Genomic DNA, 21,178 nt, shown 5'->3' on the forward strand with positions numbered 1-21,178 from the left:
TCAGAAGAGAGGCACATATTTGGCCTCCGTGTGCAAAGTCATGCTGGCGGCGGGCAAAAGATTCCCCAGAAACCGGACGGGCACCTCCAGATGGATCTCCACCAGCGCGGTATAACCCTCGCTCTGGCCGGAACCAAGGCTGTTGTTTTCCAGAACCACGGACAGGTCGGAAATGGTGTATTCCACTTCGCCGCCCGAGATTTTCTGATACCCGCCCGCTGCATTTTCCAAGCCGAGCGTTTTAGAGAGCTGGCCGTACACATCGCCGGTGTCGATGCTCTCATCCCAGCGGCCTGTGCCGTCCGGATACCAGCCCGCGGCGTATCCCTCGCGGACGGCGTGGTACACATCGTCGTAGTTGTCATTGACGGTGGAAATGACCGCCTGCTGCGCTGCCTCCTTTACGCCTTGGGCAATGATCCACAGCCGGCTGAATTCGCCAATGGCGCAGAAGAGCATCAGCAAGACCAGCACGATGGCAAGGATCATGGGGGTGCCCTCGCCGGGGCGACGGCGAAAGATCGGTCTTCTCATTTCCAATACACCTCCGACTTGCCTGTGGCGGAAGCCGTCAGCGTGATCGGGAACGAGCCAAACCCTCCGAACAGGCCGATATCCGTTTCCAGCGTCAGGGTCACGGTGACCTCGTCATTGAGCTGGATGCGTCCGGTGGTGGACCACCGGATGTCGGGGTCAAGCCCGGTGCTGCCGGTAAGCGCCGCCGCCCGGCGGGTGGTCTCCGTGCCAACCCGGCCGGCGATTTCCGCCTCGCGCACCAGCTCCACCGCATAGGTGTCCAGCTGCTGCTTGGTGATATAGACCGGAAGCACACGAACCACCAGCGCGAGCACCAGCATGGCGCACACCACCAGGACGCATACATCGATATAGCCTTCGCCGGAGCGCCGTTTCAGTATTTTTTTCATGGCGACCTCCTTTAGAACAGGCTTCCCAGAGAATTGACGATCTGGTACACGATGATGACGATGTAGGTCATCATGAAGCACATGAGCATGATGAAGCTGAACACCCGGATCTTGGGTGGGATCTTGGCGGCCTTGGCCTTGAGGCGCTGCAGTTCCAATGCCTTCAGATCGTGGGACAGCATCTGGAAGTACATTCGCCCGTCGTCACCCCGCAGGATGCCGATGAGGCCGCGGACGATGTCCGAAATGATGGCGGAACCCATTCTGGCCTCAAAGCGGATGAGCGCCGCTTCATAGGAGGAGGAACGCATATCCGCCGTCAGCACATCCAGCTCACGACCAAAGTCAGGCCCGGCGTGTTTCTTGTAGTTTTCCAGAATCCGCAGCACATCCCGGCTGGCTGCCAGCTCCTGATGGATGGTGGCGACGAACCGGGGCAGCTCGCCCTCGATCAGCTCCATTCTGGCCTTGACCAGCTCGTCAGCCCGACGGCTCTCCTTGAACCAGGTCAGCACGGCCAGCACCACGATGAGGGGGCTCAGGATGGGCAGGATCAGCAGGCACGGGATGATGCCGAGCAGGATGAGGCAGGGCTTCAGGATCGAATAAGCCGTGTAGACCTGGGGCGTCATATCCAGCCCTGCCGCCGTGAGCTTGCTCTCCAGCCGGCGGTATTTGTATTCGTCCATTCGAATCAGCGGGGCCAGCTTCAGCGCCCAGCCGAGGATCAGCGCTTCCAGAGATTTGACCAGGCTCCGCTCCCTCCGTCCGGCGGAAATGAGCGCCCGTTCCGCGGCCAGCCGGGGGATCTTCAGGAGGTCGGCGAGGACGAAATACAGTCCGGCGGCCAGTGCGGTCCCGAACAGGAATAAAAGTACGCCCATTTCCTCACCTCCGATACTCAATAGGCTGGGTCAGCTTCACCACGAAGGCAAAGGACACGAATACGGCTGCGATGCAGATGGCAATGATCATTTGGCCGGGAACGGTGTCTACCAGGGTGTGGTACCAATCGTTGTTGATAAACTGCACCAGCGGGATATTGATCAGCACCAGGATCGCCATGGTGACGAACTCCTTGCGGGGGCCGAAGACCAGATTTTCCAGCTCTCCGTTGACCACTCTCATATCCGACAGCTTGCTGACAATGGGAGTCAGGGTGCTTTTCAGGCTGCGGTCTGTCTGGCACGCCATCACCGCTTCGCACCACTCCTGCCACACCTCATTGTCGATGGCGTATTTCAGGTCGTGAAGTGCGGCGTCCATGTCCGGGTCAATGTGCTTGATGCGGGTCAGAAACCGCTGGAACACCTCCTGCACCGGGTGGTGCAGGTATCGGACATTTTCCTCCACCGCCTGCTGGAAGTTTTCCGTGCGCAGATAGGCGGTGGTGATGACCGACAGCGCCGTTTCCAGCTCTGCGGCCACATCCTTTTTGAAGCTGCCGGCTGTCAGCTTGATATACCAGAACGGCGCCAGCATAAAGCCGACGGCCAGCACAGGGACAAGGAAGGCATTCCCGGCAAGGATGGCGATGCAGGCGCCCAGGGCAAACAGCACCAGGGAGGCCATGCACACCATGGGGAACTTCCCCTCACGCCCGGATGCGGCCAGCACCGCCTGCGCCTCCGTGATCTCCCGGCGGAAGAAGCCGGCCTTTTTTCGCTTGGTCGTCTCGTTGATATCCGCCCGGATGCTGCCAGGAGCGGCAGTCAGCCGGGAGAAGATGCTGTCGCTCATTTCTGCGGGGGAGATCCCCAGCACCATAAAAAGCCCGGCGATCATGCCGATGCAGGCGATCAGTTGGATCATTGTCATGCAGTTTCCTCCTTTCCCTGGATGAACTGCTCCAGCTCACCGCGGGGCATACCGTTCTCGATAAAGCGGCGCTGCAGGCTCTCGGACATCTCCTCGCACTTCTGGTGGTGTCCCTCAATGATGAACCGGTCGCCCTCCAGACGGTTTTCGGTGATATTGTACTCGTAGAGCTTGTGAAGCCGGCGGCTCCCATCCGGCAGGATCTCACATTCGGAGATGTTGGTGATGCGGCGCTCCTTGTTCTCCAACTGGCGGCAGTAGACCACAATGGGATATGCCTCAGTGACATAGCCCATGAGCGTATCGTCGGGGGTGTCCACGGCCCGCTTGCACAGGGATACCATGCGGCGATAGGTGCCCTCGCTGGAGCTGGAGTGGATGGTGGTGAGAACGGCCACACCCACGCGGGCGGCCTCCTGGGCGGCATTGGCCTCCGGGCCACGCATCTCGCCCACAGCGATGATGTCGGGATTGAAGCGAAGGGCGATGTCCAGCAGCGCGATCTGGTCGATGCGCTGCCGCTCGTTCTCACTGTCGCGGGTCTGGGTGTGGACGACGGAGTTGACCACCCTGCCGTTCTGCTCCCGGATGAGCTGAAGCTCACGGGAACCGTCCTCGATGGTGAAGATCCGCTTGCGGTCAGGGATGGTGGACAGGAGCCAGCCCGCCACGGTAGTCTTGCCGGAGCTGGTGGCGCCTGCCACACAGATGGAGACGCCGTAGCGCAGGCAGGCGGACAGGAAATCCAGCATTTCCTCCGTGGCGGTGCCGCTGCCCACAAAGTCCTCCTTGGTCAGATTTTTGGGGTTGACGATTCGGATGGAGGCCGCGACGCCGGCATCCTCGTCCAGCACCGGGGTCTTGATGACCGAGACACGGATGTTTTTGGCCAGACGGGAGGTAATGATGGGACTGGCGTTGTCCAGCACCTTGCCGGAGTTCTGGAGCATACGGCGGATGACATTGGCCGCGTGGTCCGGCGAGTCGAAGTGTTCCTCCAACTTGACGGTGCGGCCGTCGGAATACTGGATCTCAATGTCGCGCCAGGAATTGATGTCGATCTCCTCGATGCCGTCGGCGAAGATGTACTTGGTCAGAAACCCATACTCGGCCATCTCCGTATACAGGGCATCCACCAGCTCGCTCTGGCTCATGCCGTCCACCGCCATGCGATTGTCCTGCAAATAGCGGGCGATCCGGCGCTTCATCTGCTCCTTGGCCTCGTTGCCGCTCTCTGTGATCAGGGTGGCATAGGTACCGGAGAGGTAGGACTGTACCTGACTGAGAACCTCCGCGAAGGGCATCCCCTCGGCCTGGGGAGCGAAGAAGACATCGCTCGCTTTGGGCGCGACCTTGGTTTCCGCAAAAATAGCCCTTCCGGTATTTTCCTCGAAGGAGATATCATGCACCTCGGCCTGCTCCGGCTTGGCTTCCGCAGGGGCGGCGGACGGGGCAGCGGCAAACAATGAATTGCTTCTTCTGTCGCCAAGCATCAGAACACCTCCTTGCAGATTTTCTCGATCTCCCGGCGAAACGCCTTGCTGTCTTTCATGGAGAGATCATTCAGAAGCGTGCCCTCCAGATACTGCTCCTCCAGCTCCTGGGAGTGCGGAAGCTGGAAAGCGACGCTCCCAAGCACCTGACCGATGCGGTCCGCCGCCTGGAGGGGCTTGATGTTGGACGCCGCCTTATACTGCTTGTCCTCATCCCAGTGCAGTTCCCGAAGGAGCGGGAGCTGGCTGGACAGGTAGCCGATGGATTTCAGGTCGCAGTTGGCCAGCCGGAGGACGCTGTCAGCCTCCATGAGCGCCACGGCGGAGAGGATGTCATTGGCGATATAGCTGGAGCAGTCGATGACCACATAGGGGGCAATCTCACGCAGGCCGCGGATGAGCTCCTCCGCCTGCTGCTTGGTGCAGGCCGCGTAGGTATACTCGTTTTCCCCCTTGCGCAGCCCCAGCATGGTCAGGTAGGACAGCTTCTTGTGGGTGGTCAGGTTGTGCTTGATGAGATTCACGGAGATCCGCTGGGCGGCGAAGATGCTGCCCAGGGATTTGTCGCACTCCAGCTCAGAGGGCGGGCAGATGCAGGGCATCATGGGGGCGGTCATATCGCAGAGCAGCAGCGCCACATTCTTTTTCTGGGACGCCAGATGCTTTGCGATCTTCACCGCGGTCACGGTCTTGCCGCAGCCGGGGCTTCCCCAGACGGCAAGGACTCCGCCGCCGGATTCCTGGGTGATTTCCAACTCCTCCGGCTCCGTGCTGCGGTGAAAGAGGCTTCCTTTCATGAAGTTCATTCCGCAGCCGCCTCGCTCTCTGCGGCAGGATCAGCGCCCTCGCTTTCCACGGTTTCAGCGCTTTCCGCATTCTCAGCGCCTTCCGCTGCCTCGGCCTCCGGCTCGGCGTACAGTTCCTCAATCAGAGCGTCCTGCGCTGCGATAAACTCATCGGCATTCTCAGGTGCGCCGCGGTAGACCAGGGCCAGATGCAGTTCGCTTTCCTGTTCCAGTCCGGCCAGAACTTTGGCCTGCTCGGTAGTCACCAGGAGGGTAACGGTAGAGGGAAGCTCCTTTTCATCCTCAACAGCCTCGCCGGTGTTGGCATCGTAACCGGAGGAAGCGGTAACGGAGATAACCTCTACATACTGCAGCTCAGGCGGGATCACGGTTTCGCCCATACCCTTGTAGTCGGCCACAAGGACGGAGACGATGTCGCCGCTCTCCAGCTTGCCGGAAAGGCCAGTGGCAAAGCTCTTGATGGTGACCGAGATGGCCTGTTTGGTGCCGTCCAGATTGTACAGATAGGCATTCTCGGCTGCGGGCTCATAAGAGAGCTTGCTGTCCAGAATGTAGTCGCCCACCTTCAGGTCGGCAGTGGCGTACTTGCCAATGACGTCATCCTTGTCTGTCATAATGCCGGAAGGCAGGTTATAGGCGCCCACCTCCACAGTCTGCACCATCTCAGCAGTGATCTCATCGCCCTCCTTGATATCGGCGGTAACGCGGATGATCTCAGCCTTCTCACTGGCGCTGCGGCTGAACAGGGGCGTTACTCCAAAGCAGATGAGGAGCGCCAGAAGGATACACAGCACACCGACCACGGTGCGGTTACGGAAAATTTTCATACGAGCCTCCTTATAAGAATGCTCATGTACGGTAAGGAAGCAAGCAACCGAAAACAAGAGATAGACCGCCAGCACTACACTATTCCGAACCAAAGACCAAAAGATAAGCATTGTGGGAAAATCTAAACTTTTGGATTTTCCTACAATGCCAACTACGGCGGAATCCCTCCCACTCCTTATATCTTTCTGTATACATTGAATTTGTATTTAGTAAAATGCAGACAACACCACGGATCGGCTTTTGGTTGGACAATTCCAACCAAACACCACAGCAGACAGCAGAAAACATTCTGAACGCTAGGAAGCCGGTATGATTGTTACATATAAGGGGAAGAAAAATTTCTTTTAGGTACTTGCTTTCCTAAAACTGATGTGATACAATGATTTAATCCAGAAAAGGAGTAAAAAATATGCGGCAAGGTATTCTTAAATAAAACTATAATCAAATAGTGGGAACAAAGGATTATGATAGCTCCTTTTGTAGGGGCTTAGTTTTTTGTACCCAATTTAAGAATACTTTTGCCTTATCAATTTTGACATATCCCCAAAAACAGCAATCACAAACAGGTGTATGCTGTATATGTGTATGTCCGCAACTTATAATCCCCAGTGGTAAAAGTATTTTACTGCTGGGGATTTTTATGCCCTTTGGGGCTGTAAAGGGAGGACAATCACATGAAAATAATCAATATTGGAATTCTTGCCCATGTAGACGCTGGAAAGACGACCTTGACGGAGAGCCTGCTATATGCCAGCGGAGCCATTTCAGAACCGGGGAGCGTCGAAAAAGGGACAACGAGGACGGACACCATGTTTTTGGAGCGGCAGCGTGGGATTACCATTCAAGCGGCAGTCACTTCCTTCCAGTGGCACAGATGTAAAGTTAACATTGTGGATACGCCCGGCCACATGGATTTTTTGGCGGAGGTGTACCGCTCTTTGGCTGTTTTAGATGGGGCCATCTTGGTGATCTCCGCTAAAGATGGCGTGCAGGCCCAGACCCGTATTCTGTTCCATGCCCTGCGGAAAATGAACATTCCCACCGTTATCTTTATCAACAAGATCGACCAGGCTGGCGTTGATTTGCAGAGCGTGGTTCAGTCTGTTCGGGATAAGCTCTCCGCCGATATTATCATCAAGCAGACGGTGTCGCTGTCCCCGGAAATAGTCCTGGAGGAAAATACCGACATAGAAGCATGGGATGCGGTCATCGAAAATAACGATGAATTATTGGAAAAGTATATCGCAGGAGAACCAATCAGCCGGGAAAAACTTGCGCGGGAGGAACAGCAGCGGGTTCAAGACGCCTCCCTGTTCCCAGTCTATCATGGCAGCGCCAAAAATGGCCTTGGCATTCAACCGTTGATGGATGCGGTGACAGGGCTGTTCCAACCGATTGGGGAACAGGGGGGCGCCGCCCTATGCGGCAGCGTTTTCAAGGTTGAGTACACCGATTGCGGCCAGCGGCGTGTCTATCTACGGTTATACAGCGGAACGCTGCGCCTGCGGGATACGGTGGCCCTGGCCGGGAGAGAAAAGCTGAAAATCACAGAGATGCGTATTCCATCCAAAGGGGAAATTGTTCGGACAGACACCGCTTATCAGGGTGAAATTGTTATCCTTCCCAGCGACAGCGTGAGGTTAAACGATGTATTAGGGGACCAAACCCGGCTCCCTCGTAAAAGGTGGCGCGAGGACCCCCTCCCCATGCTGCGGACGACGATTGCGCCGAAAACGGCAGCGCAAAGAGAACGGCTGCTGGACGCTCTTACGCAACTTGCGGATACTGACCCGCTTTTGCGTTGCGAAGTGGATTCCATCACCCATGAGATCATTCTTTCTTTTTTGGGCCGGGTGCAGTTGGAGGTTGTTTCCGCTTTGCTGTCGGAAAAATACAAGCTTGAAACAGTGGTAAAGGAACCCTCCGTCATTTATATGGAGCGGCCGCTCAAAGCAGCCAGCCACACCATCCATATCGAGGTGCCGCCCAACCCGTTTTGGGCATCCATAGGACTGTCTGTTACACCACTCTCGCTTGGCTCCGGTGTACAATACGAGAGCCGGGTTTCGCTGGGATACTTGAACCAGAGTTTTCAAAACGCTGTCAGGGATGGTATCCGTTACGGGCTGGAGCAGGGCTTGTTCGGCTGGAACGTAACGGACTGTAAGATTTGCTTTGAATACGGGCTTTATTACAGTCCGGTCAGCACGCCGGCGGACTTCCGCTCATTGGCCCCGATTGTATTGGAACAGGCATTGAAGGAATCGGGGACGCAGCTGCTGGAACCTTATCTCTCCTTCATCCTCTATGCGCCCCAGGAATACCTTTCCAGGGCTTATCATGATGCACCGAAATACTGTGCCACCATCGAAACGGCCCAGGTAAAAAAGGATGAAGTTGTCTTTACTGGCGAGATTCCCGCCCGCTGTATACAGGCATACCGTACTGATCTGGCCTTTTACACCAACGGGCGGAGCGTATGCCTTACAGAGCTGAAAGGATATCAGGCCGCTGTCGGTCAGCCGGTCATCCAGCCCCGCCGTCCAAACAGCCGCCTGGACAAGGTGCGCCATATGTTTCAGAAGGTAATGTAAAGATACATAATCGTCAAGACGGCAACAATCAGAAGTTATGGAGGGTAACAATGGAATATAGTAAGGAAGATTTAATGGAAGCAAAAAAGCAAATTTGGGGAGTGGGAGAGAACATGGGAACAGAGGAAAGTAAAAAAATCTGGGAGGAGAACGCACAATTTTGGGATAATGCAATGGGTGACGAATCTAATGAATTTCACAGAGAGGTAGTGCGTCCCAAAGTAACGGAACTTCTATCTCCTAATCCTGCGGATTACATTTTGGATATTGCGTGTGGCAATGGAAATTATTCTTCGTATCTTGCACAAAGAGGCGCTTCGGTTGTCGCTTTTGATTACAGCAAAAAAATGATAGAATTGGCTAAAAGACGGCAATCACAATATGCAAAACAAATTGAATTTTGTGTGGCGGATGCGACCGATAGAAAAAGTATATTAGAATTAAAAAGAAATCGAGCCTTTACGAAAGCAGTTTCTAATATGGCAATTATGGATATTACGGATATTGAACCACTTCTTATGGCTGTTTATGAACTGTTGCAGGAAAGCGGAATTTTTGTCTTTGCAACGCAACACCCTTGTTTTGTCACGTTGACTGAAAAATATATGACACCGCACAGTTACTATGATATAGCGATTGAAGGGCAACCGAAAGAGCAGATTTATTATCATCGTTCCATACAAGATATTTTTAACCTTTGTTTTAGAGCTGGATTTGTCATTGATGGATTTTATGAAGAATGTTTTAAAACCAACAAAGAAATTCCTATGGTAATGATAGTAAGGCTTAAGAAGGTAAAACGTGATAGCTTAAAATAAATTCAAGTTTGTCGGGTAAATAGCAAACCCAGCCGAGCCAGTCAACGGTCAAGATGAACGGCGCATATGCGCAGCCGTTGACAGCCCCGCCCGCCTTTGCTGGTAGGCAATCAAGGGGCGACAGCAAGAAGTGCCACCGCCCCGCACTATTATTCAGAAAGGGGAATTTCCATGACCGACCAGATAGCCTATCAAGAATATATCCAGCGCAGGTACAACGCCTTTTGCAAGACTGTTATCCGCTGTGCCGCCTTGGACAAGATTTTGAAGCTTAAACGGCAATGGGAACGGCAAGTTTCCCTTGACTATCTGATGAACGAGAAGTTTGTCCAGTTTGCCGCGTCGGAGCCGGACGAGGAATACCCATTTACCGTCTGCGGTCAGACCGTCCTGCTCTGCAACGCCGCCCTTGCCGACGCGATCTCTGTTTTGCCGGAGCAGACGCGGGAAGAAATCCTGCGCTATTACTTTCTGCGCCAGCCGCAGCGCGTGATCGGCGCGTGTATTGGCCGGTCACGCAGCACAGCGGGGCGGCATATCCAGCTTGCCTTGCAGCGGCTACGCGAAGAAATGGGGGTGAGCCGGTATGAGTAGACTTCTCCCCTATGAAACAATCCTCAAAGCCCGTGAGGGCGACCCAGAAGCCGTGAACGCTGTCCTGCTCCACTACGCCGGATATATCCGCTATTTCTCAAAAGTGAACGGGCAGGTCAACGCCGAGGTGGAGGACTATGTAAAGCAGCGGTTAATTGACTGTCAATTCAAGTTCCGGCTTGACGAACCACCGGACAAGTCATAAAAACTGAATACCAGCCGCCACCGACGCGGCCAGCGAAAGCAGTAAGTCTTGAAAAAGATTTACTGCTTTTTTTGTTGTCCGGCTCCGCTCCCGGCCATTTTGCCCCCTGCCGGTTGTAGTAGTAAGCGAGGAGGGAATTTTTCTGCCCTGGTGTTTGGCATTTGGAGCATTTACCCGTAGTAGAGGGCAAAGAGAAAGGATTTCTCCAACACCGGGTAGAAACCACTGCGTCCGGTGTCATTTTAGCGAAAGCGGGCAGGAATGCCCTTTACAGGATTAGTAGTAGCAGAAAAAGAGAAACAAACTTTTGTGGTTGCAGTTTTCCAAAAAAGTGGCGGACGGAAGTGAGAGAAAGTTTGCAGTCACGGAGAGCAAGTTTCTACCACGGTGCCAAAATCCGCAATTCTGCAGTTTTGCCCCTCGCGGGAAACTTGTTGGGGAGTGCCTTCCCCAAACCCTGCTCATGCGCCCTTACGGGCGAGAAAGGAGGTCACACCATGCGAAAGAAATACAACACGCCCCACCGCAGCCGCGTTGTGAAAACCCGGCTGTCCGAAGATGAGTATGCCGACTTCACAGCGCGGCTTGCGCCCTATGGTATCAGCCAGTCCGAATTTCTCCGGCAGGCGATACGGCGGGCGACCATACGCCCGGTTGTCCATGTGTCGTCGGTCAATGACGAGTTGCTTTCCGCTGTCGGGAAGCTGACAGCCGAGTACGGCAGGATCGGCGGCAACCTCAATCAGATTGCCCGGTATCTGAACGAATACGGCGTACCCTACAACACCCTTTCCGGCGAGGTACGCGCCGCCATATCCGACCTTGCCGTCCTCAAGTATGAAGTCCTCAAGAAAGTAGGTGACGCGGTTGGCAACACTCAAGCATATCAACTCTAAAAACGCCGACTACGGAGCCGCCGAGCAATATCTTCTCTTTGAGCATGACGAGTTTACCATGAAGCCCGTCCTTGATGAAACCGGCAGGCTTATCCCCCGCGAGGACTACCGGCTGTCCACGCTGAACTGCGACGGGGAGGATTTTGCCGTTGCGTGTATGCGGGCCAATCTCCGCTATCAGAAAAACCAGCGGCGGGAAGATGTGAAAAGCCACCACTACATCATCAGCTTTGACCCGCGGGACGGGCCGGACAACGGCCTGACCGTAGACCGGGCGCAGGCGTTGGGGGAACAATTCTGTAAAGAGCATTTTCCCGGCCACCAGGCCCTTGTCTGCACCCACCCGGACGGGCATAACCACAGCGGCAACATTCATGTGCATATCGTCATAAACAGCCTGCGGATTGAGGAAGTGCCGTTCCTGCCCTACATGGACAGGCCGGCCGATACGAAAGTCGGCTGCAAGCACCGATGTACCGACGCTGCCCTGCGCTACTTCAAATCCGAAGTCATGGAGATGTGCCACCGGGAGGGGCTTTATCAAATCGACCTCTTGAACGGCAGCAAGAACCGCGTCACCGACCGGGAGTATTGGGCGCAGAAAAAGGGACAGGCCGCGCTGGACAAGCAGAACGCCCCCATGATTGCCGATAGTATCACGCCCCGGCAGACCAAGTTTGAAACGAACAAGGAGAAGCTGCGGCAGACCCTACGGAAAGCCCTTGCCACCGCCGCCAGCTTTGACGAGTTTTCCTCTCTGTTGCTGCAGGAGGGTGTGACCGTCAAGGAGAGCCGGGGGCGGCTTTCCTACCTCACGCCGGACAGGACAAAGCCAATTACCGCCCGGAAGCTGGGCGACGATTTTGACCGCGCCGCTGTCTTTGCCGTTTTAGAGCAAAACGCCGCCAGAGCAGCCGAAGCGCCAGCCAGATCCCCCGATCCCCCACGCACCATAAAAGACCGCTTGCAGGTTGCCAGAGCCGAGATAGCCGCCCCGAAACAGGACGGAGTGCAGCGGCTTGTGGACATTGAGCAGAAAATGGCCGAGGGCAAAGGCCGGGGCTATGAACGCTGGGCGAAGATACACAATCTGAAGCAGGCCGCCAAAACGCTGTCCGTCTACCAGCAATACGGCTTTACTTCCCCGGAGCAGTTAGAAGCCGCCGTTGACACCGCCTATCAGAAAATGCGCCAGACCAGCGGCGAACTGAAAGCACTGGAAACGAAGCTGCAAGGGAAAAAGAAGTTGCAGCGGCAGGTGTTGGCCTACGCCCAGACCAAGGCCGCCCGCGACGGGCTGCGGGCACAGAAATCCGAGAAAGCCCGCGCCGCATACCGGCAGGCCCATGAGAGCGATTTTATCATAGCCGACGCAGCAGCCCGGTATTTCAAGGCGCATGGCATTACCAAGCTGCCCGCCCGGAAAGCGTTGCAGGCCGAGATCGAGCAGCTTATCTCCGAGAAAGACGGCCTGTATAACACCTATCACGAACAGAAACAGCGGTTCAAGGAGTTGCAGACCGTCAAGCGGAACATCGACCAGATTTTGCGCCGGGACGAGCCGCACCGCAGAAAGGAGCAGAGCCATGAGCGATAACCTGCCCCACATGGACTACCGCCAGCACCGGCGGGCGCGGCGGCTGGTACATGAGTGCTGTAACTACGATGAGGGGAACTGCCTGCTATTGGACGACGGGGAGCCTTGCGTGTGCGTCCAGAGCATTTCCTTTTCCCTCATGTGCCACTGGTTCCGTGTGGCTGTCCTGCCCCTTGACGGGGAGCTGGCCGCAGCCCTCTTGTGCCGGGGAAGCCGGAAACGGTGTGCCGTCTGCGGGGCGGCCTTTGTCCCCAAATCCAACCGGGGAAAATACTGCCCCGACTGCGCCGGGCGCATGAAGAAAATCAAAGCCGCCGAGAGAAAGCGGAAACAAAGGCAGAGATGTCACGCTTTAGAGCCTTTCAAACCCGCATAAATCAAGGCTTTTTTCGTGGGTGTCAAAGGGTACGCGATACATTTATCCTTTTCCCCCGGAAACGGCGTTTTAATGCGTGACAATACGCCAAAATCAACCCGAACACAGGGAGGTGATCCTATCGCTGATTATATCAGGGCAGACACGCGGCTGCCCGCCTATCTGCCGTATCCCCGTTTCCTGCTGAAAATGGAGATTTCACAGACCGCCAAGCTGCTGTATTCGCTGCTGTTAGACCGTTCCACCCTCTCCCAGAAAAACAAGTGGCTGGACGACGAGGGCAGGATTTATATTATCTATCCCATCGCGGAGATAGCAGAAATACTGGATAAAGGCAGCACCACCATCAAGGGGGCGCTTAATGAACTGGACACGGCGGGGCTGTTGGAACGGGAACGGGGCGGCTTCTCCGCACCGAACCGGCTTTATGTCAAAGTACCGCCAGTGCCACAGGTACAGTTTTCAGACCAACTGATGGCCGGAAGTCCGCCCCTCATAGAGCCGGAAAACCGTCCTACTGATGGTCAGAAAACCGACCTTATGATGGTCGGAAAACCGTCCCCTAACCAAACTACTATAAACAACCTTACAGAGAGCCAAACAAAGGGAGTGAGTGGGGGGCCGTCCGCGCCCTATGGCCGATATGGAAATATTTTTCTGTCACAGACCGAATACGACGAGTTGCAGGCAGAGTACCCTGACAGGCTGGAACGGTTCATCGAGGAAATGAGCCGCTACCTTGCCGCCAACGGGAAAAGCTACCAGAACTATGCCGCCGCCCTGCGGATATGGGCGGGGAACGACAAAAAGGAAGCCCCTAAAAAGGGCATACCAGACTACTCATGCAAGGAGGGCGAGAGTTTATGAAGAATGAAATCAACGCGGTTTTGGAGAATATGACGACCACCATCCCGGAGCCGGAGGACTACACCGGCGAGGACGGTTTACTGTACTGCGGCAAGTGCCGCAAGCCGAAAGAAGCCTATTTTGCGCCGGATAAGGCCGCTATCTTCGGGCGCGACCGCCACCCGGCAGAGTGCGACTGCCAGAGAACCGCCCGCGAGGAACGGGAAGCCGCCGAAAAGCGGCGCAGACACCTTGACACCGTGGAAGAACTGAAACGCCGGGGCTTTACCGACCCCACCATGCGGGACTGGACTTTCGAGAACGACAACGGCAGGAACCCGCAGACCGGGCTTGCCCGCCGGTATGTGGAGCATTGGGAAGATATGCGGACAGACAATATCGGCTGCCTGTTCTGGGGCGGCGTAGGCACCGGCAAAAGCTACCTTGCAGGCTGTATCGCAAACGCCCTCATGGAGAAAGAAATCCCCGTCCGCATGACGAACTTTGCTCTTATCCTCAATGACCTTGCCGCCAGCTTTGAGGGGCGCAACGAGTACATTTCCCGCCTTTGTCGTTATCCGCTGCTGATCCTTGACGACTTCGGCATGGAACGCGGGACGGAATACGGGCTGGAACAGGTGTTCAATGTGATTGACAGCCGTTACCGCAGCGGCAAGCCGCTGATCGTCACGACCAACCTTACGCTGGACGACCTGCACAACCCGGAGGACACCGCCCATTCCCGGATTTATGACCGCCTGCTTTCCATGTGCGTCCCGGTACGCTTTACCGGCGACAACTTCCGGCAGGAAACCGCCAAGCGGAAAATGGAGAGCATGAAGAAACTGATTACCGACTGAAAGGAGTATTGCCTATGGCAGATAACAAGCAGCACGACACCCGCACCACCCGCCGCCCTGACTGTGTGACGGAAATCCGCATGGGCAATTCCGTCCTTGTCGTGTCCGGCTATTTCAAGAAAGACACCACAACCACAGCCGCCGACAAAATGGCGCGGGTACTGGAAGCGGAAGCCGCTGCTACACAGGAGCCGACTTATCCGGCGTGAACCGGGGCATGGAAAAGCGGCCATGCCAGGGAGCATGACCGCTGGAACGAAAATCGGAAGTGCTTTAGCAATTCTTAATCTCATTCTCTATAAAATAATTTGCAATTTCAAAGGCTTTTATTCTTCTCTTTGCCAATGTGATTTGTGATTTATAACGCTCGGAATTATCCTTTGATTCAAATGTTTTTACTGTTTCTCTTAGCTTGTGCAGAGTTGAATCAATTTGCCTTTTGGCCGCGGTTAATTCATCTATTGTATACTTCATGTTTTCTCCTTTAACTTCTGATTTTTTTGTTAAATCAGAGTATACCACGGAGTTATGAACTTTTCTACTGCAAATATGGGACGACAACCCATACCATAAAAATCGGAAAATTGAAAAGCTGTAAAGAAGCAAATTTAACGCTTTTGCCGCTGTACAGCCCCCGCCGTTCCGTGGTACAATGAAACCACGGAATAGTGGGGCTGGCTGTCGGAAACGGAGGATTTTATGTTAAGACAAGCCACCCAAAACCTCATTACCGCCCTTTATCCGAGATTGTCCCATGAGGACGAATTGCAAGGCGAGAGCAATTCCATATCGAACCAAAAACGGATACTCGAAGCCTTTGCAAAACAGAATGGCTTTACCAACCTGCGCTGGTACACCGACGACGGCTATTCCGGCGCGAACTTTGCTGGGGTTAGATAGCGATACTTTTTACATCTACCATGTTGCGGCGGTCATGGTTGACAACTTGCGTCGGCTCCTGCTCGGTATCAACCTGTCCGACAAAGCTATAATGGATTTCGATTTTCCGGGTGTTGGTTTCCCGGTCTAATTCATGTATCAAAATACGGTCGATAAACTCATGGACGTTTTCATAGGTCAATTCCTGTATGTCGCTGTATTTCCCGACAATCTGAATAAACCTTGATATATCCCTTTTTCGCTCGGTAACGGTTGCGATCTGCTGTTGTAACTCGTCTATCCTTGCGGCAAGGGATTTCTTTTCGTCCTCATAGCCGGAAGTTAGAAACACAAACCGTTCATCTGTCAGTCTGCCTAATGCGTTGTCCTCATACAGCTTGCGGAAAAGCGTGTCAAGTTCGGTCATACGCGCCTGTGCTTTGAAAAGTTCCTTTTGCTGCTGCGCTAATGCCTTTCTCGCTTCCATGTCGCCGTACTCGGTAGCTTTACAGATAAAGTCCTGTTCGTGTTCCTTAACATACCGCAAAACCCGCCGCATATCTTCCAGCACTAAATCAAGAAGTACGTTTTTGCGGATATAATGAGAGGTACACTCGCTGCCTGTCCTTGCCCTGTTGCGCCATGCGCCGCAAGAATAGGAAAACTTGCGCGGCTCGATATTTACGCCCTGTTGGTAATACATCTTATGTCTGCAACCAGCGCAAAACAGCAAGCCGGAAAAAATATCAATCTCCGCTGCTTTTGTCGGGCGGTGGCGGGTAGCAATCCGCTTTTGCGCAAGTTCAAAGGTTTCCTCGTCAACAAGCGGCTCATGGGTGTTTGGGAAGAAATAGCGTTGTTCTTCTTCGTTCTTCCGGGTCTTTTTCGACTTGTAGGATACCTTGTGAGTTTTCGCGGTTATGGTATGCCCTAAATATTCCTGCCTTGCTAATATGTCATAGAGCGTTTTGTCCGGCCAAGTATAGGGGGCGATCATTGCCCGCTGATACCGCGCCTGTCCTGTACGCTGATAGCGCAACGCTCCAATCGTCAAGACTTTGTTTTCCGCAAGCCATTTTTGGATTTCGCACATACGCACGCCGCTAACAAACATAGCGAAAACCTGTTTGACAATCGGCGCGGTTTCCGGGTCGGGTATAAGGTGGTGGCGGTTGTTCGGGTCTGGGATATAGCCGTATGGATATTCCCCGTTGACGCGCTCGCCTTTTTGCGCCTGTGCCTGTTTAACTGCGCGGATTTTCTTGCTTGTGTCGCGGGCGTAAAACTCGTTAAACCAGTTCCGCAAGGGGGTAAACTCGTTATCCTCCCGCGCTGTGTCAACTCCGTCGTTGATCGCGATATAGCGTACTCCGTTTTCGGGAAATACAATCTCTATGAGTTCGCCCGTTTTCAGATAGTTTCTGCCAAGACGGGAAAGGTCTTTGGTAATGACCGTCGCCACTCGTCCGGCTTCCACTTCCTGCAACATCGCTTGCAGCCCCTCGCGCTCAAAACTCACGCCGGAAAATCCGTCGTCCACAAAAAACTTTGTGTTCAAAAAATGGTGTTCGTCCGCATAGCGTTGAAGTATCATTTTTTGGTGCTGTATGCTTCCGCTTTCTCCGGCTTGCATATCCTCTTGACTTAAACGGCAGTAAAGGGCGGTGATTTTATTCGACTGTAACATTAGTCCTCCTTTCCGACAGCCGAATAAACAGGTATAATGTGTTGCTATCATTATACCATATCCCGCCGCCTAATGCACTACTCGGACGCTAAAAATCCCGGATTTCCGGGCTTTTTCTGCAAATCCTTTACAATGAGTTTCTCAATCTTTTTATGGATTGTATCGGTTGCCTTTTCACTCGGCAACGCTTGAACAAGATAGGTGATTTTCCCTATTTTGCGTTCGGTTGTAATTGTCTGTTTTTTATCCATTAGAAAAACCTCCTTTTCCTGTATGGATAAACTATATTCGTCAAAAGGCAAAAACGGGCGGTTGTTAGCTGCAACCTCACGGGAGTTTCACCCCGGCCCATGCTTATGGGTGCGCCGCGCAATACTTTGAGGGTGTTCAACGCGGGAGTATCATTGTGCCGCCTTGTATGTCGTCGCCCACAAGCTGCTAAACCTGTTTTACGGCGCGGTAGTTCTCGCTCGGCTTTTCCCCTATGGGGAAAAGCTGTCATGGCGTACCCGCCGACTGGCTCGGTACAGACGGAATGTACCCGTTTGCCTGTTATGCTGCGCACCAAAGGCCGCTTTCTTTGTCAAAGAACAATAGGCTTTGTCGGCCTGCAAAAGCACATCAACAGCGGATATGCTTTTGCGGAACGACAAATAGCCCATAACGGGAAGCGTGGAAAGGGGACACGCTCCCCGCATGGGCTAAAAGATTATCCTACATGAAAAGCAAGGGTGCGGGTAATAAGGCGCACTTGCAGCCTGTTACGCATTTCCTCGTCCACATAGGAATAGGTATTGCCCGCGTCGTCTTTCAGCGTGCGGGTACAAAGTTTCGCTATGTAACCCTCGTAGTGCTTCAAGATCGCGCACATGGCGGTTGTGTCGCCGTTTGCCGCTGCGGAAATGACAGGGAACGGCAACAGATTTTCAGACTTCCTAACGGTATTCATCATCTGCTTTTCCCTCCAAATACTGTTTGATTTTCGCAAGCGCGGATTTCCTGTGCCGGAAAACCGTCGTGCGTACAACATTCAGCAGTTCGCCAATTTCCGCGTCGCTCATATCCAAGAAGTAGGACAAAAGGATAATGTCGCGTTTCCTTTCGGGCAAAGCGTTAAGGGCTTCGGCAAGCAGTTCATTTTTGACGAGTACATCAAAGCCGGACACTTGAAAACGGAAATAATCGCTTTCGTATTCGTCCGTTGTGAAAAGCTGCGCGAGTTCGCTTTCGCTCAAATCCGAAAAAGTAACTTCGCGTGCTGCGCGTTTCGCAAGAGTGCGACGGTGGCTTTTCGCTTCGCCGACCAAAGTTTTCTTTGCTAATGCGTCGTACTGATGTTGTATTCTTTCCTTGTCGGAAGAAGATAGCTCCATAGAGTTCACCTCCTTCCCGCGTGGAGTAGAGGACGGGAGTTAAGGGCTTGTCCTCTCTGCCCCTTTCGCTCCGTACCCGTTCGGGAGATGGCTCTTGAGTGCGCTTTTCAGAAAAAAGTTGAAAAAAGCAAAATGCGCCCGTCCGCAAGACGCGGACGGGCGCAAAGGAAATGTAAGCAGTAGCTAAATGTATTGACAGTTCACATTCATAGCCGGAATATCCCGCTTGCGGAGCATAGCTTTTTTTGACCGCAAAGCATTAGGCGGGTTACAGTAAATAAAAATGGACACGGCGATACCTCCCCGATACCGCCGTATCCTTAAAAAAGGGCGACTTTAATACACTACCCGCAATCCATTCTATAATAGGGAACAGCGGCTTTTGCGCAATATTAAATAAAAAAGCCGATAACACATAGGTTTTTTGACCTAATGCGTTATCGGCTCTGCGTCTATGCGTCTGGCACTTTTAATCATTTTTTTTTGAATTTATTATATGTGTTAGCTAACTGTCCACAAGCCGCGTTAATCTCTCTGCCATGAGAAACTCTCATAGTAACTTCAAGTCCTGCTTGCTCTAATTGATGTTTGAATGCAACTATTTCCCGTTTCTGTGGTGCTTTAATTCTTGAATTGCTTGTTGGGTTGTATTGTAACACGTTAATCATAACTTTTTTGCCCCGAAACCATTTTGCAAGTTGTCTTACATCTGAGGGCCGGTCATTTATACCCGGTAAAAGCAAATACGCAAAGACAATTTTGCGATTATGCCTTTCAGAATAGGATAAGGCTTGCTTAACAACATCTTCAATAGCATATATGCGCATGTGAGGAATAATACGATTTCTTGCAGATTGTGTTGCTGCGTGTAAAGATATTGTCAACTGAATTTTAAGATGTTCCTCGCGCAATTTTTTTAATTGATCGACCGGACCAACTGTTGATATGGTAATGCCGTCGGTTGGAAAGTTGAGCCCATATCTATCTCGGAGAATATGGATTGCTTTTATCAAGTTGTCATAATTGAATAAAGGCTCTCCCATACCCATAAAAACGATACGGTTTACTTTTCGACGCAACAATATAATCTGTTGTACGATTTCTGACGATGTTAGATTACGAACAAAGCCATTTCGCCCGGACTCACAAAAAATACAACCAACAGGACAACCGACTTGTGTGCTCACGCAAACAGTTCCACCATCTCGCCGCTTGATAAAAACCGTTTCAATGTATTTGTTGTCTTTCAGTTCGTAAACATACTTTTCAGTATCACTGCTTTTGCAAATATTTTTTACCAACATTGATAGATTTTTTTTGCGTGGTAATTGCTTATATAATTCTTCATATAAGGCTTTTGCTTCATTCTCGCCAATAACTTCCGACATTTCTTTGTAAGTAAATCCGTATGGATCATTCCGTACTTCCGCAGGCGTATATTTAGGTAAACGTTTCATTTTTATATCCTTTCTTCTAAATAATAAAAGTTTGTTTTTCTGTATTTTTGATTACAATCTCTAATTTTTCTACATCAATGATATGCGTCAATTTGCATTTAGGGCAGAAAAGAGGAAAATCTTTTAATACAGTATTATGAAATACTTGAACTCTCGTCTTTCCGTTACAAATCGGACATTTTATCCAATATTTTTTAAGCATTATATTTCACTCGTCCTTTTTACACAAAAAAATGCAGGTCAATCCTCAACATGAGCATTGACCTGCATTTATAATGCACAGAGCAGTACAACAAAACTAAGGCATAGCTTGCACTATGTCTATACTATATCTATACGTCGTTAGTTTTTTGTATAGCATCCGCAAAATAAGCATGACAAAAAAGCCCATGTTGAAAATGGGAAAATCCTTTTTTTCAATGCTTATCTAATACGCATGCTATGCAACATAAACGCCGCCTCCTTTTACATAAATTTTATTTTATCAGAAAATCAGTCTACTGTCAATACACAACAGGAAGTATTTAACCTAATGATATGAATTGTGTGGACATATCCAAAAAGAAAGGTGAACTGTAAAATGTAACAGGGTGAATGAAAATGGCAAAAAGACCCGTACCATTGTACGACTTTAAGGCTTTCGGGGCAGCTATAAAAGCCGCGAGAAATGAATACGGCGAGAGCCGCAAAAAGGTAAGCGACGAGTTATATATTTCCCCGCGCTACCTTGCGAATATCGAGAACAAGGGACAACAGCCGAGTTTACAGGTATTCTATGACCTTGTAACCCGGTATCATATTTCGGTAGATCAATTTTTCTTCCCGAACAGCAATGCGGAGAAATCCACCGGGCGGCGGCAGCTTGACGCGCTGCTGGACGGTATGAGCGATAAAGGCATACGGATTGTAACCGCAACAGCAAGGGAGATAACGGAAGTCGAAAAAGCAGAGGATTAACCTCACAATATGAGAAATCGGGAGATTGCAGCGCATGGCGGCTGCAATCTTTTTTTGCGTCCAAAATCAAAGGAACGCGCAACAAATACCGCCTTTCGGTGGGGGTATGGAGTAGATAGCAAGCACAGCAAACGAGTACCCGTTTGCGGAAAATGCTTGTTGGGATAA

Annotated in this window: 25 protein-coding genes and 1 pseudogene; 12 read left to right on the forward strand and 14 right to left on the reverse strand. The window is 52.3% G+C overall.

Annotation, left to right across the window (positions count from 1 at the left end):
- The 7 genes from H8705_RS08515 to cpaB are packed head-to-tail and all read right to left on the reverse strand — an operon-like array spanning window position 1 to window position 5,870.
- The gene (locus tag H8705_RS08515; protein ID WP_262395391.1) at window positions 1-534 is read right to left on the reverse strand and encodes a hypothetical protein; all 534 of its coding nucleotides are present in this window, start codon (window positions 532-534) and stop codon (window positions 1-3) included.
- Entirely contained in the window at window positions 531-926 is a 396-nt protein-coding gene (locus H8705_RS08520; protein WP_262395392.1) for a DUF4320 family protein, read from the reverse strand. Before H8705_RS08520 ends, H8705_RS08515 begins: the two co-directional genes overlap by 4 nt.
- A gap of 11 nt (window positions 927-937) precedes the next feature.
- Entirely contained in the window at window positions 938-1,810 is an 873-nt protein-coding gene (locus tag H8705_RS08525; RefSeq protein WP_262395393.1) for a secretion protein F, read from the reverse strand.
- A gap of 4 nt (window positions 1,811-1,814) precedes the next feature.
- Complete coding sequence (locus H8705_RS08530; protein ID WP_262395394.1) at window positions 1,815-2,744, reverse strand: type II secretion system F family protein; 930 nt, start codon at window positions 2,742-2,744, stop codon at window positions 1,815-1,817.
- Window positions 2,741-4,237, reverse strand: coding sequence for a CpaF/VirB11 family protein (locus tag H8705_RS08535; RefSeq protein ID WP_262395395.1), 1,497 nt, complete (start codon window positions 4,235-4,237; stop codon window positions 2,741-2,743). Before H8705_RS08535 ends, H8705_RS08530 begins: the two co-directional genes overlap by 4 nt.
- Complete coding sequence (locus tag H8705_RS08540) at window positions 4,237-5,043, reverse strand: ParA family protein (RefSeq protein WP_262395396.1); 807 nt, start codon at window positions 5,041-5,043, stop codon at window positions 4,237-4,239. Before H8705_RS08540 ends, H8705_RS08535 begins: the two co-directional genes overlap by 1 nt.
- The gene (gene cpaB / locus H8705_RS08545) at window positions 5,040-5,870 is read right to left on the reverse strand and encodes a Flp pilus assembly protein CpaB (protein WP_262395397.1); all 831 of its coding nucleotides are present in this window, start codon (window positions 5,868-5,870) and stop codon (window positions 5,040-5,042) included. Before cpaB ends, H8705_RS08540 begins: the two co-directional genes overlap by 4 nt.
- A 675-nt stretch (window positions 5,871-6,545) precedes the next feature.
- Between cpaB and tet(W) the strand changes: the two genes are divergently transcribed.
- From tet(W) to H8705_RS08595, 10 genes are all read left to right on the forward strand, one after another.
- Entirely contained in the window at window positions 6,546-8,465 is a 1,920-nt protein-coding gene (gene tet(W), locus H8705_RS08550; protein ID WP_002586627.1) for a tetracycline resistance ribosomal protection protein Tet(W), read from the forward strand.
- 50 nt (window positions 8,466-8,515) lie between these two features.
- The gene (locus H8705_RS08555) at window positions 8,516-9,283 is read left to right on the forward strand and encodes a class I SAM-dependent methyltransferase (protein WP_002586626.1); all 768 of its coding nucleotides are present in this window, start codon (window positions 8,516-8,518) and stop codon (window positions 9,281-9,283) included.
- A gap of 171 nt (window positions 9,284-9,454) precedes the next feature.
- Complete coding sequence (locus H8705_RS08560) at window positions 9,455-9,877, forward strand: sigma-70 RNA polymerase sigma factor region 4 domain-containing protein (RefSeq protein WP_002586616.1); 423 nt, start codon at window positions 9,455-9,457, stop codon at window positions 9,875-9,877.
- Window positions 9,870-10,082 (forward strand): helix-turn-helix domain-containing protein, encoded by a 213-nt coding sequence (locus tag H8705_RS08565; protein WP_002586615.1) that lies wholly within the window; start codon window positions 9,870-9,872, stop codon window positions 10,080-10,082. Before H8705_RS08560 ends, H8705_RS08565 begins: the two co-directional genes overlap by 8 nt.
- A gap of 497 nt (window positions 10,083-10,579) precedes the next feature.
- Window positions 10,580-10,978: a plasmid mobilization protein gene (locus H8705_RS08570; RefSeq protein WP_002596229.1), complete on the forward strand. Its 399-nt coding sequence runs from the start codon at window positions 10,580-10,582 to the stop codon at window positions 10,976-10,978.
- Window positions 10,950-12,575, forward strand: coding sequence for a relaxase/mobilization nuclease domain-containing protein (locus tag H8705_RS08575; protein ID WP_002596230.1), 1,626 nt, complete (start codon window positions 10,950-10,952; stop codon window positions 12,573-12,575). The genes H8705_RS08570 and H8705_RS08575 overlap by 29 nt, the downstream gene beginning before the upstream one ends.
- Entirely contained in the window at window positions 12,565-12,951 is a 387-nt protein-coding gene (locus H8705_RS08580) for a cysteine-rich VLP domain-containing protein (protein ID WP_002596231.1), read from the forward strand. Before H8705_RS08575 ends, H8705_RS08580 begins: the two co-directional genes overlap by 11 nt.
- A gap of 15 nt (window positions 12,952-12,966) precedes the next feature.
- Entirely contained in the window at window positions 12,967-13,818 is an 852-nt protein-coding gene (locus tag H8705_RS08585; protein ID WP_002596232.1) for a replication initiator protein A, read from the forward strand.
- The gene (locus tag H8705_RS08590; protein WP_002596233.1) at window positions 13,815-14,657 is read left to right on the forward strand and encodes an ATP-binding protein; all 843 of its coding nucleotides are present in this window, start codon (window positions 13,815-13,817) and stop codon (window positions 14,655-14,657) included. The genes H8705_RS08585 and H8705_RS08590 overlap by 4 nt, the downstream gene beginning before the upstream one ends.
- Before the next feature lie 14 nt (window positions 14,658-14,671).
- The gene (locus H8705_RS08595) at window positions 14,672-14,866 is read left to right on the forward strand and encodes a transposon-encoded TnpW family protein (protein ID WP_002596234.1); all 195 of its coding nucleotides are present in this window, start codon (window positions 14,672-14,674) and stop codon (window positions 14,864-14,866) included.
- A 64-nt stretch (window positions 14,867-14,930) separates the two neighbouring features.
- On the opposite strand, the gene H8705_RS08600 is transcribed toward H8705_RS08595, so the two are convergent.
- The gene (locus H8705_RS08600; RefSeq protein WP_002596235.1) at window positions 14,931-15,131 is read right to left on the reverse strand and encodes a hypothetical protein; all 201 of its coding nucleotides are present in this window, start codon (window positions 15,129-15,131) and stop codon (window positions 14,931-14,933) included.
- 225 nt (window positions 15,132-15,356) lie between these two features.
- Here H8705_RS08600 and H8705_RS08605 point away from each other — a divergent pair.
- Window positions 15,357-15,542 (forward strand): annotated as a pseudogene (locus H8705_RS08605) (recombinase family protein); the annotation flags it as partial.
- Window positions 15,543-15,549: 7 nt separating this feature from the next.
- Here the strand turns inward: H8705_RS08605 and H8705_RS08610 are convergent.
- From H8705_RS08610 to H8705_RS08635, 6 genes are all read right to left on the reverse strand, one after another.
- On the reverse strand, window positions 15,550-17,223 hold the full coding sequence (locus H8705_RS08610) for a recombinase family protein (protein WP_002604471.1): 1,674 nt from the start codon (window positions 17,221-17,223) through the stop codon (window positions 15,550-15,552).
- A 77-nt stretch (window positions 17,224-17,300) separates the two neighbouring features.
- Window positions 17,301-17,474, reverse strand: coding sequence for a transposon-encoded TnpW family protein (locus H8705_RS08615; RefSeq protein WP_002604472.1), 174 nt, complete (start codon window positions 17,472-17,474; stop codon window positions 17,301-17,303).
- A gap of 458 nt (window positions 17,475-17,932) precedes the next feature.
- Window positions 17,933-18,175 (reverse strand): helix-turn-helix domain-containing protein, encoded by a 243-nt coding sequence (locus tag H8705_RS08620; protein ID WP_002604473.1) that lies wholly within the window; start codon window positions 18,173-18,175, stop codon window positions 17,933-17,935.
- Window positions 18,159-18,596: a sigma-70 family RNA polymerase sigma factor gene (locus H8705_RS08625; protein ID WP_002604474.1), complete on the reverse strand. Its 438-nt coding sequence runs from the start codon at window positions 18,594-18,596 to the stop codon at window positions 18,159-18,161. The genes H8705_RS08620 and H8705_RS08625 overlap by 17 nt, the downstream gene beginning before the upstream one ends.
- 473 nt (window positions 18,597-19,069) lie before the next feature.
- Complete coding sequence (gene rlmN, locus H8705_RS08630; RefSeq protein ID WP_002584956.1) at window positions 19,070-20,053, reverse strand: 23S rRNA (adenine(2503)-C(2))-methyltransferase RlmN; 984 nt, start codon at window positions 20,051-20,053, stop codon at window positions 19,070-19,072.
- A 16-nt stretch (window positions 20,054-20,069) separates the two neighbouring features.
- The gene (locus tag H8705_RS08635) at window positions 20,070-20,255 is read right to left on the reverse strand and encodes a cysteine-rich KTR domain-containing protein (protein WP_003431289.1); all 186 of its coding nucleotides are present in this window, start codon (window positions 20,253-20,255) and stop codon (window positions 20,070-20,072) included.
- Between the two features lie 398 nt (window positions 20,256-20,653).
- Between H8705_RS08635 and H8705_RS08640 the strand changes: the two genes are divergently transcribed.
- Window positions 20,654-21,010 (forward strand): helix-turn-helix transcriptional regulator, encoded by a 357-nt coding sequence (locus H8705_RS08640; protein WP_002584957.1) that lies wholly within the window; start codon window positions 20,654-20,656, stop codon window positions 21,008-21,010.
- The last annotated feature ends 168 nt before the right edge of the window (window positions 21,011-21,178 follow it).

This window comes from Youxingia wuxianensis (assembly GCF_014385085.1).
Lineage (GTDB): Bacteria > Bacillota > Clostridia > Oscillospirales > Ruminococcaceae > Youxingia > Youxingia wuxianensis.

Excerpts from the sequence above, each read along its gene's own strand:
- H8705_RS08515 (WP_262395391.1), bottom strand. The coding sequence starts at position 534 with ATGAGAAGACCGATCTTTCGCCGTCGCCCCGGCGAGGGCACCCCCATG.
- H8705_RS08520 (WP_262395392.1), bottom strand. The coding sequence starts at position 926 with ATGAAAAAAATACTGAAACGGCGCTCCGGCGAAGGCTATATCGATGTA.
- H8705_RS08525 (WP_262395393.1), bottom strand. The coding sequence starts at position 1,810 with ATGGGCGTACTTTTATTCCTGTTCGGGACCGCACTGGCCGCCGGACTG.
- H8705_RS08530 (WP_262395394.1), bottom strand. The coding sequence starts at position 2,744 with ATGACAATGATCCAACTGATCGCCTGCATCGGCATGATCGCCGGGCTT.
- H8705_RS08535 (WP_262395395.1), bottom strand. The coding sequence starts at position 4,237 with ATGCTTGGCGACAGAAGAAGCAATTCATTGTTTGCCGCTGCCCCGTCC.
- H8705_RS08540 (WP_262395396.1), bottom strand. The coding sequence starts at position 5,043 with ATGAACTTCATGAAAGGAAGCCTCTTTCACCGCAGCACGGAGCCGGAG.
- cpaB (WP_262395397.1), bottom strand. The coding sequence starts at position 5,870 with ATGAAAATTTTCCGTAACCGCACCGTGGTCGGTGTGCTGTGTATCCTT.
- H8705_RS08555 (WP_002586626.1), top strand. The coding sequence starts at position 8,516 with ATGGAATATAGTAAGGAAGATTTAATGGAAGCAAAAAAGCAAATTTGG.
- H8705_RS08560 (WP_002586616.1), top strand. The coding sequence starts at position 9,455 with ATGACCGACCAGATAGCCTATCAAGAATATATCCAGCGCAGGTACAAC.
- H8705_RS08565 (WP_002586615.1), top strand. The coding sequence starts at position 9,870 with ATGAGTAGACTTCTCCCCTATGAAACAATCCTCAAAGCCCGTGAGGGC.
- H8705_RS08570 (WP_002596229.1), top strand. The coding sequence starts at position 10,580 with ATGCGAAAGAAATACAACACGCCCCACCGCAGCCGCGTTGTGAAAACC.
- H8705_RS08580 (WP_002596231.1), top strand. The coding sequence starts at position 12,565 with ATGAGCGATAACCTGCCCCACATGGACTACCGCCAGCACCGGCGGGCG.
- H8705_RS08590 (WP_002596233.1), top strand. The coding sequence starts at position 13,815 with ATGAAGAATGAAATCAACGCGGTTTTGGAGAATATGACGACCACCATC.
- H8705_RS08595 (WP_002596234.1), top strand. The coding sequence starts at position 14,672 with ATGGCAGATAACAAGCAGCACGACACCCGCACCACCCGCCGCCCTGAC.
- H8705_RS08600 (WP_002596235.1), bottom strand. The coding sequence starts at position 15,131 with ATGAAGTATACAATAGATGAATTAACCGCGGCCAAAAGGCAAATTGAT.
- H8705_RS08610 (WP_002604471.1), bottom strand. The coding sequence starts at position 17,223 with ATGTTACAGTCGAATAAAATCACCGCCCTTTACTGCCGTTTAAGTCAA.
- H8705_RS08615 (WP_002604472.1), bottom strand. The coding sequence starts at position 17,474 with ATGGATAAAAAACAGACAATTACAACCGAACGCAAAATAGGGAAAATC.
- H8705_RS08620 (WP_002604473.1), bottom strand. The coding sequence starts at position 18,175 with ATGATGAATACCGTTAGGAAGTCTGAAAATCTGTTGCCGTTCCCTGTC.
- H8705_RS08625 (WP_002604474.1), bottom strand. The coding sequence starts at position 18,596 with ATGGAGCTATCTTCTTCCGACAAGGAAAGAATACAACATCAGTACGAC.
- rlmN (WP_002584956.1), bottom strand. The coding sequence starts at position 20,053 with ATGAAACGTTTACCTAAATATACGCCTGCGGAAGTACGGAATGATCCA.
- H8705_RS08635 (WP_003431289.1), bottom strand. The coding sequence starts at position 20,255 with ATGCTTAAAAAATATTGGATAAAATGTCCGATTTGTAACGGAAAGACG.
- H8705_RS08640 (WP_002584957.1), top strand. The coding sequence starts at position 20,654 with ATGGCAAAAAGACCCGTACCATTGTACGACTTTAAGGCTTTCGGGGCA.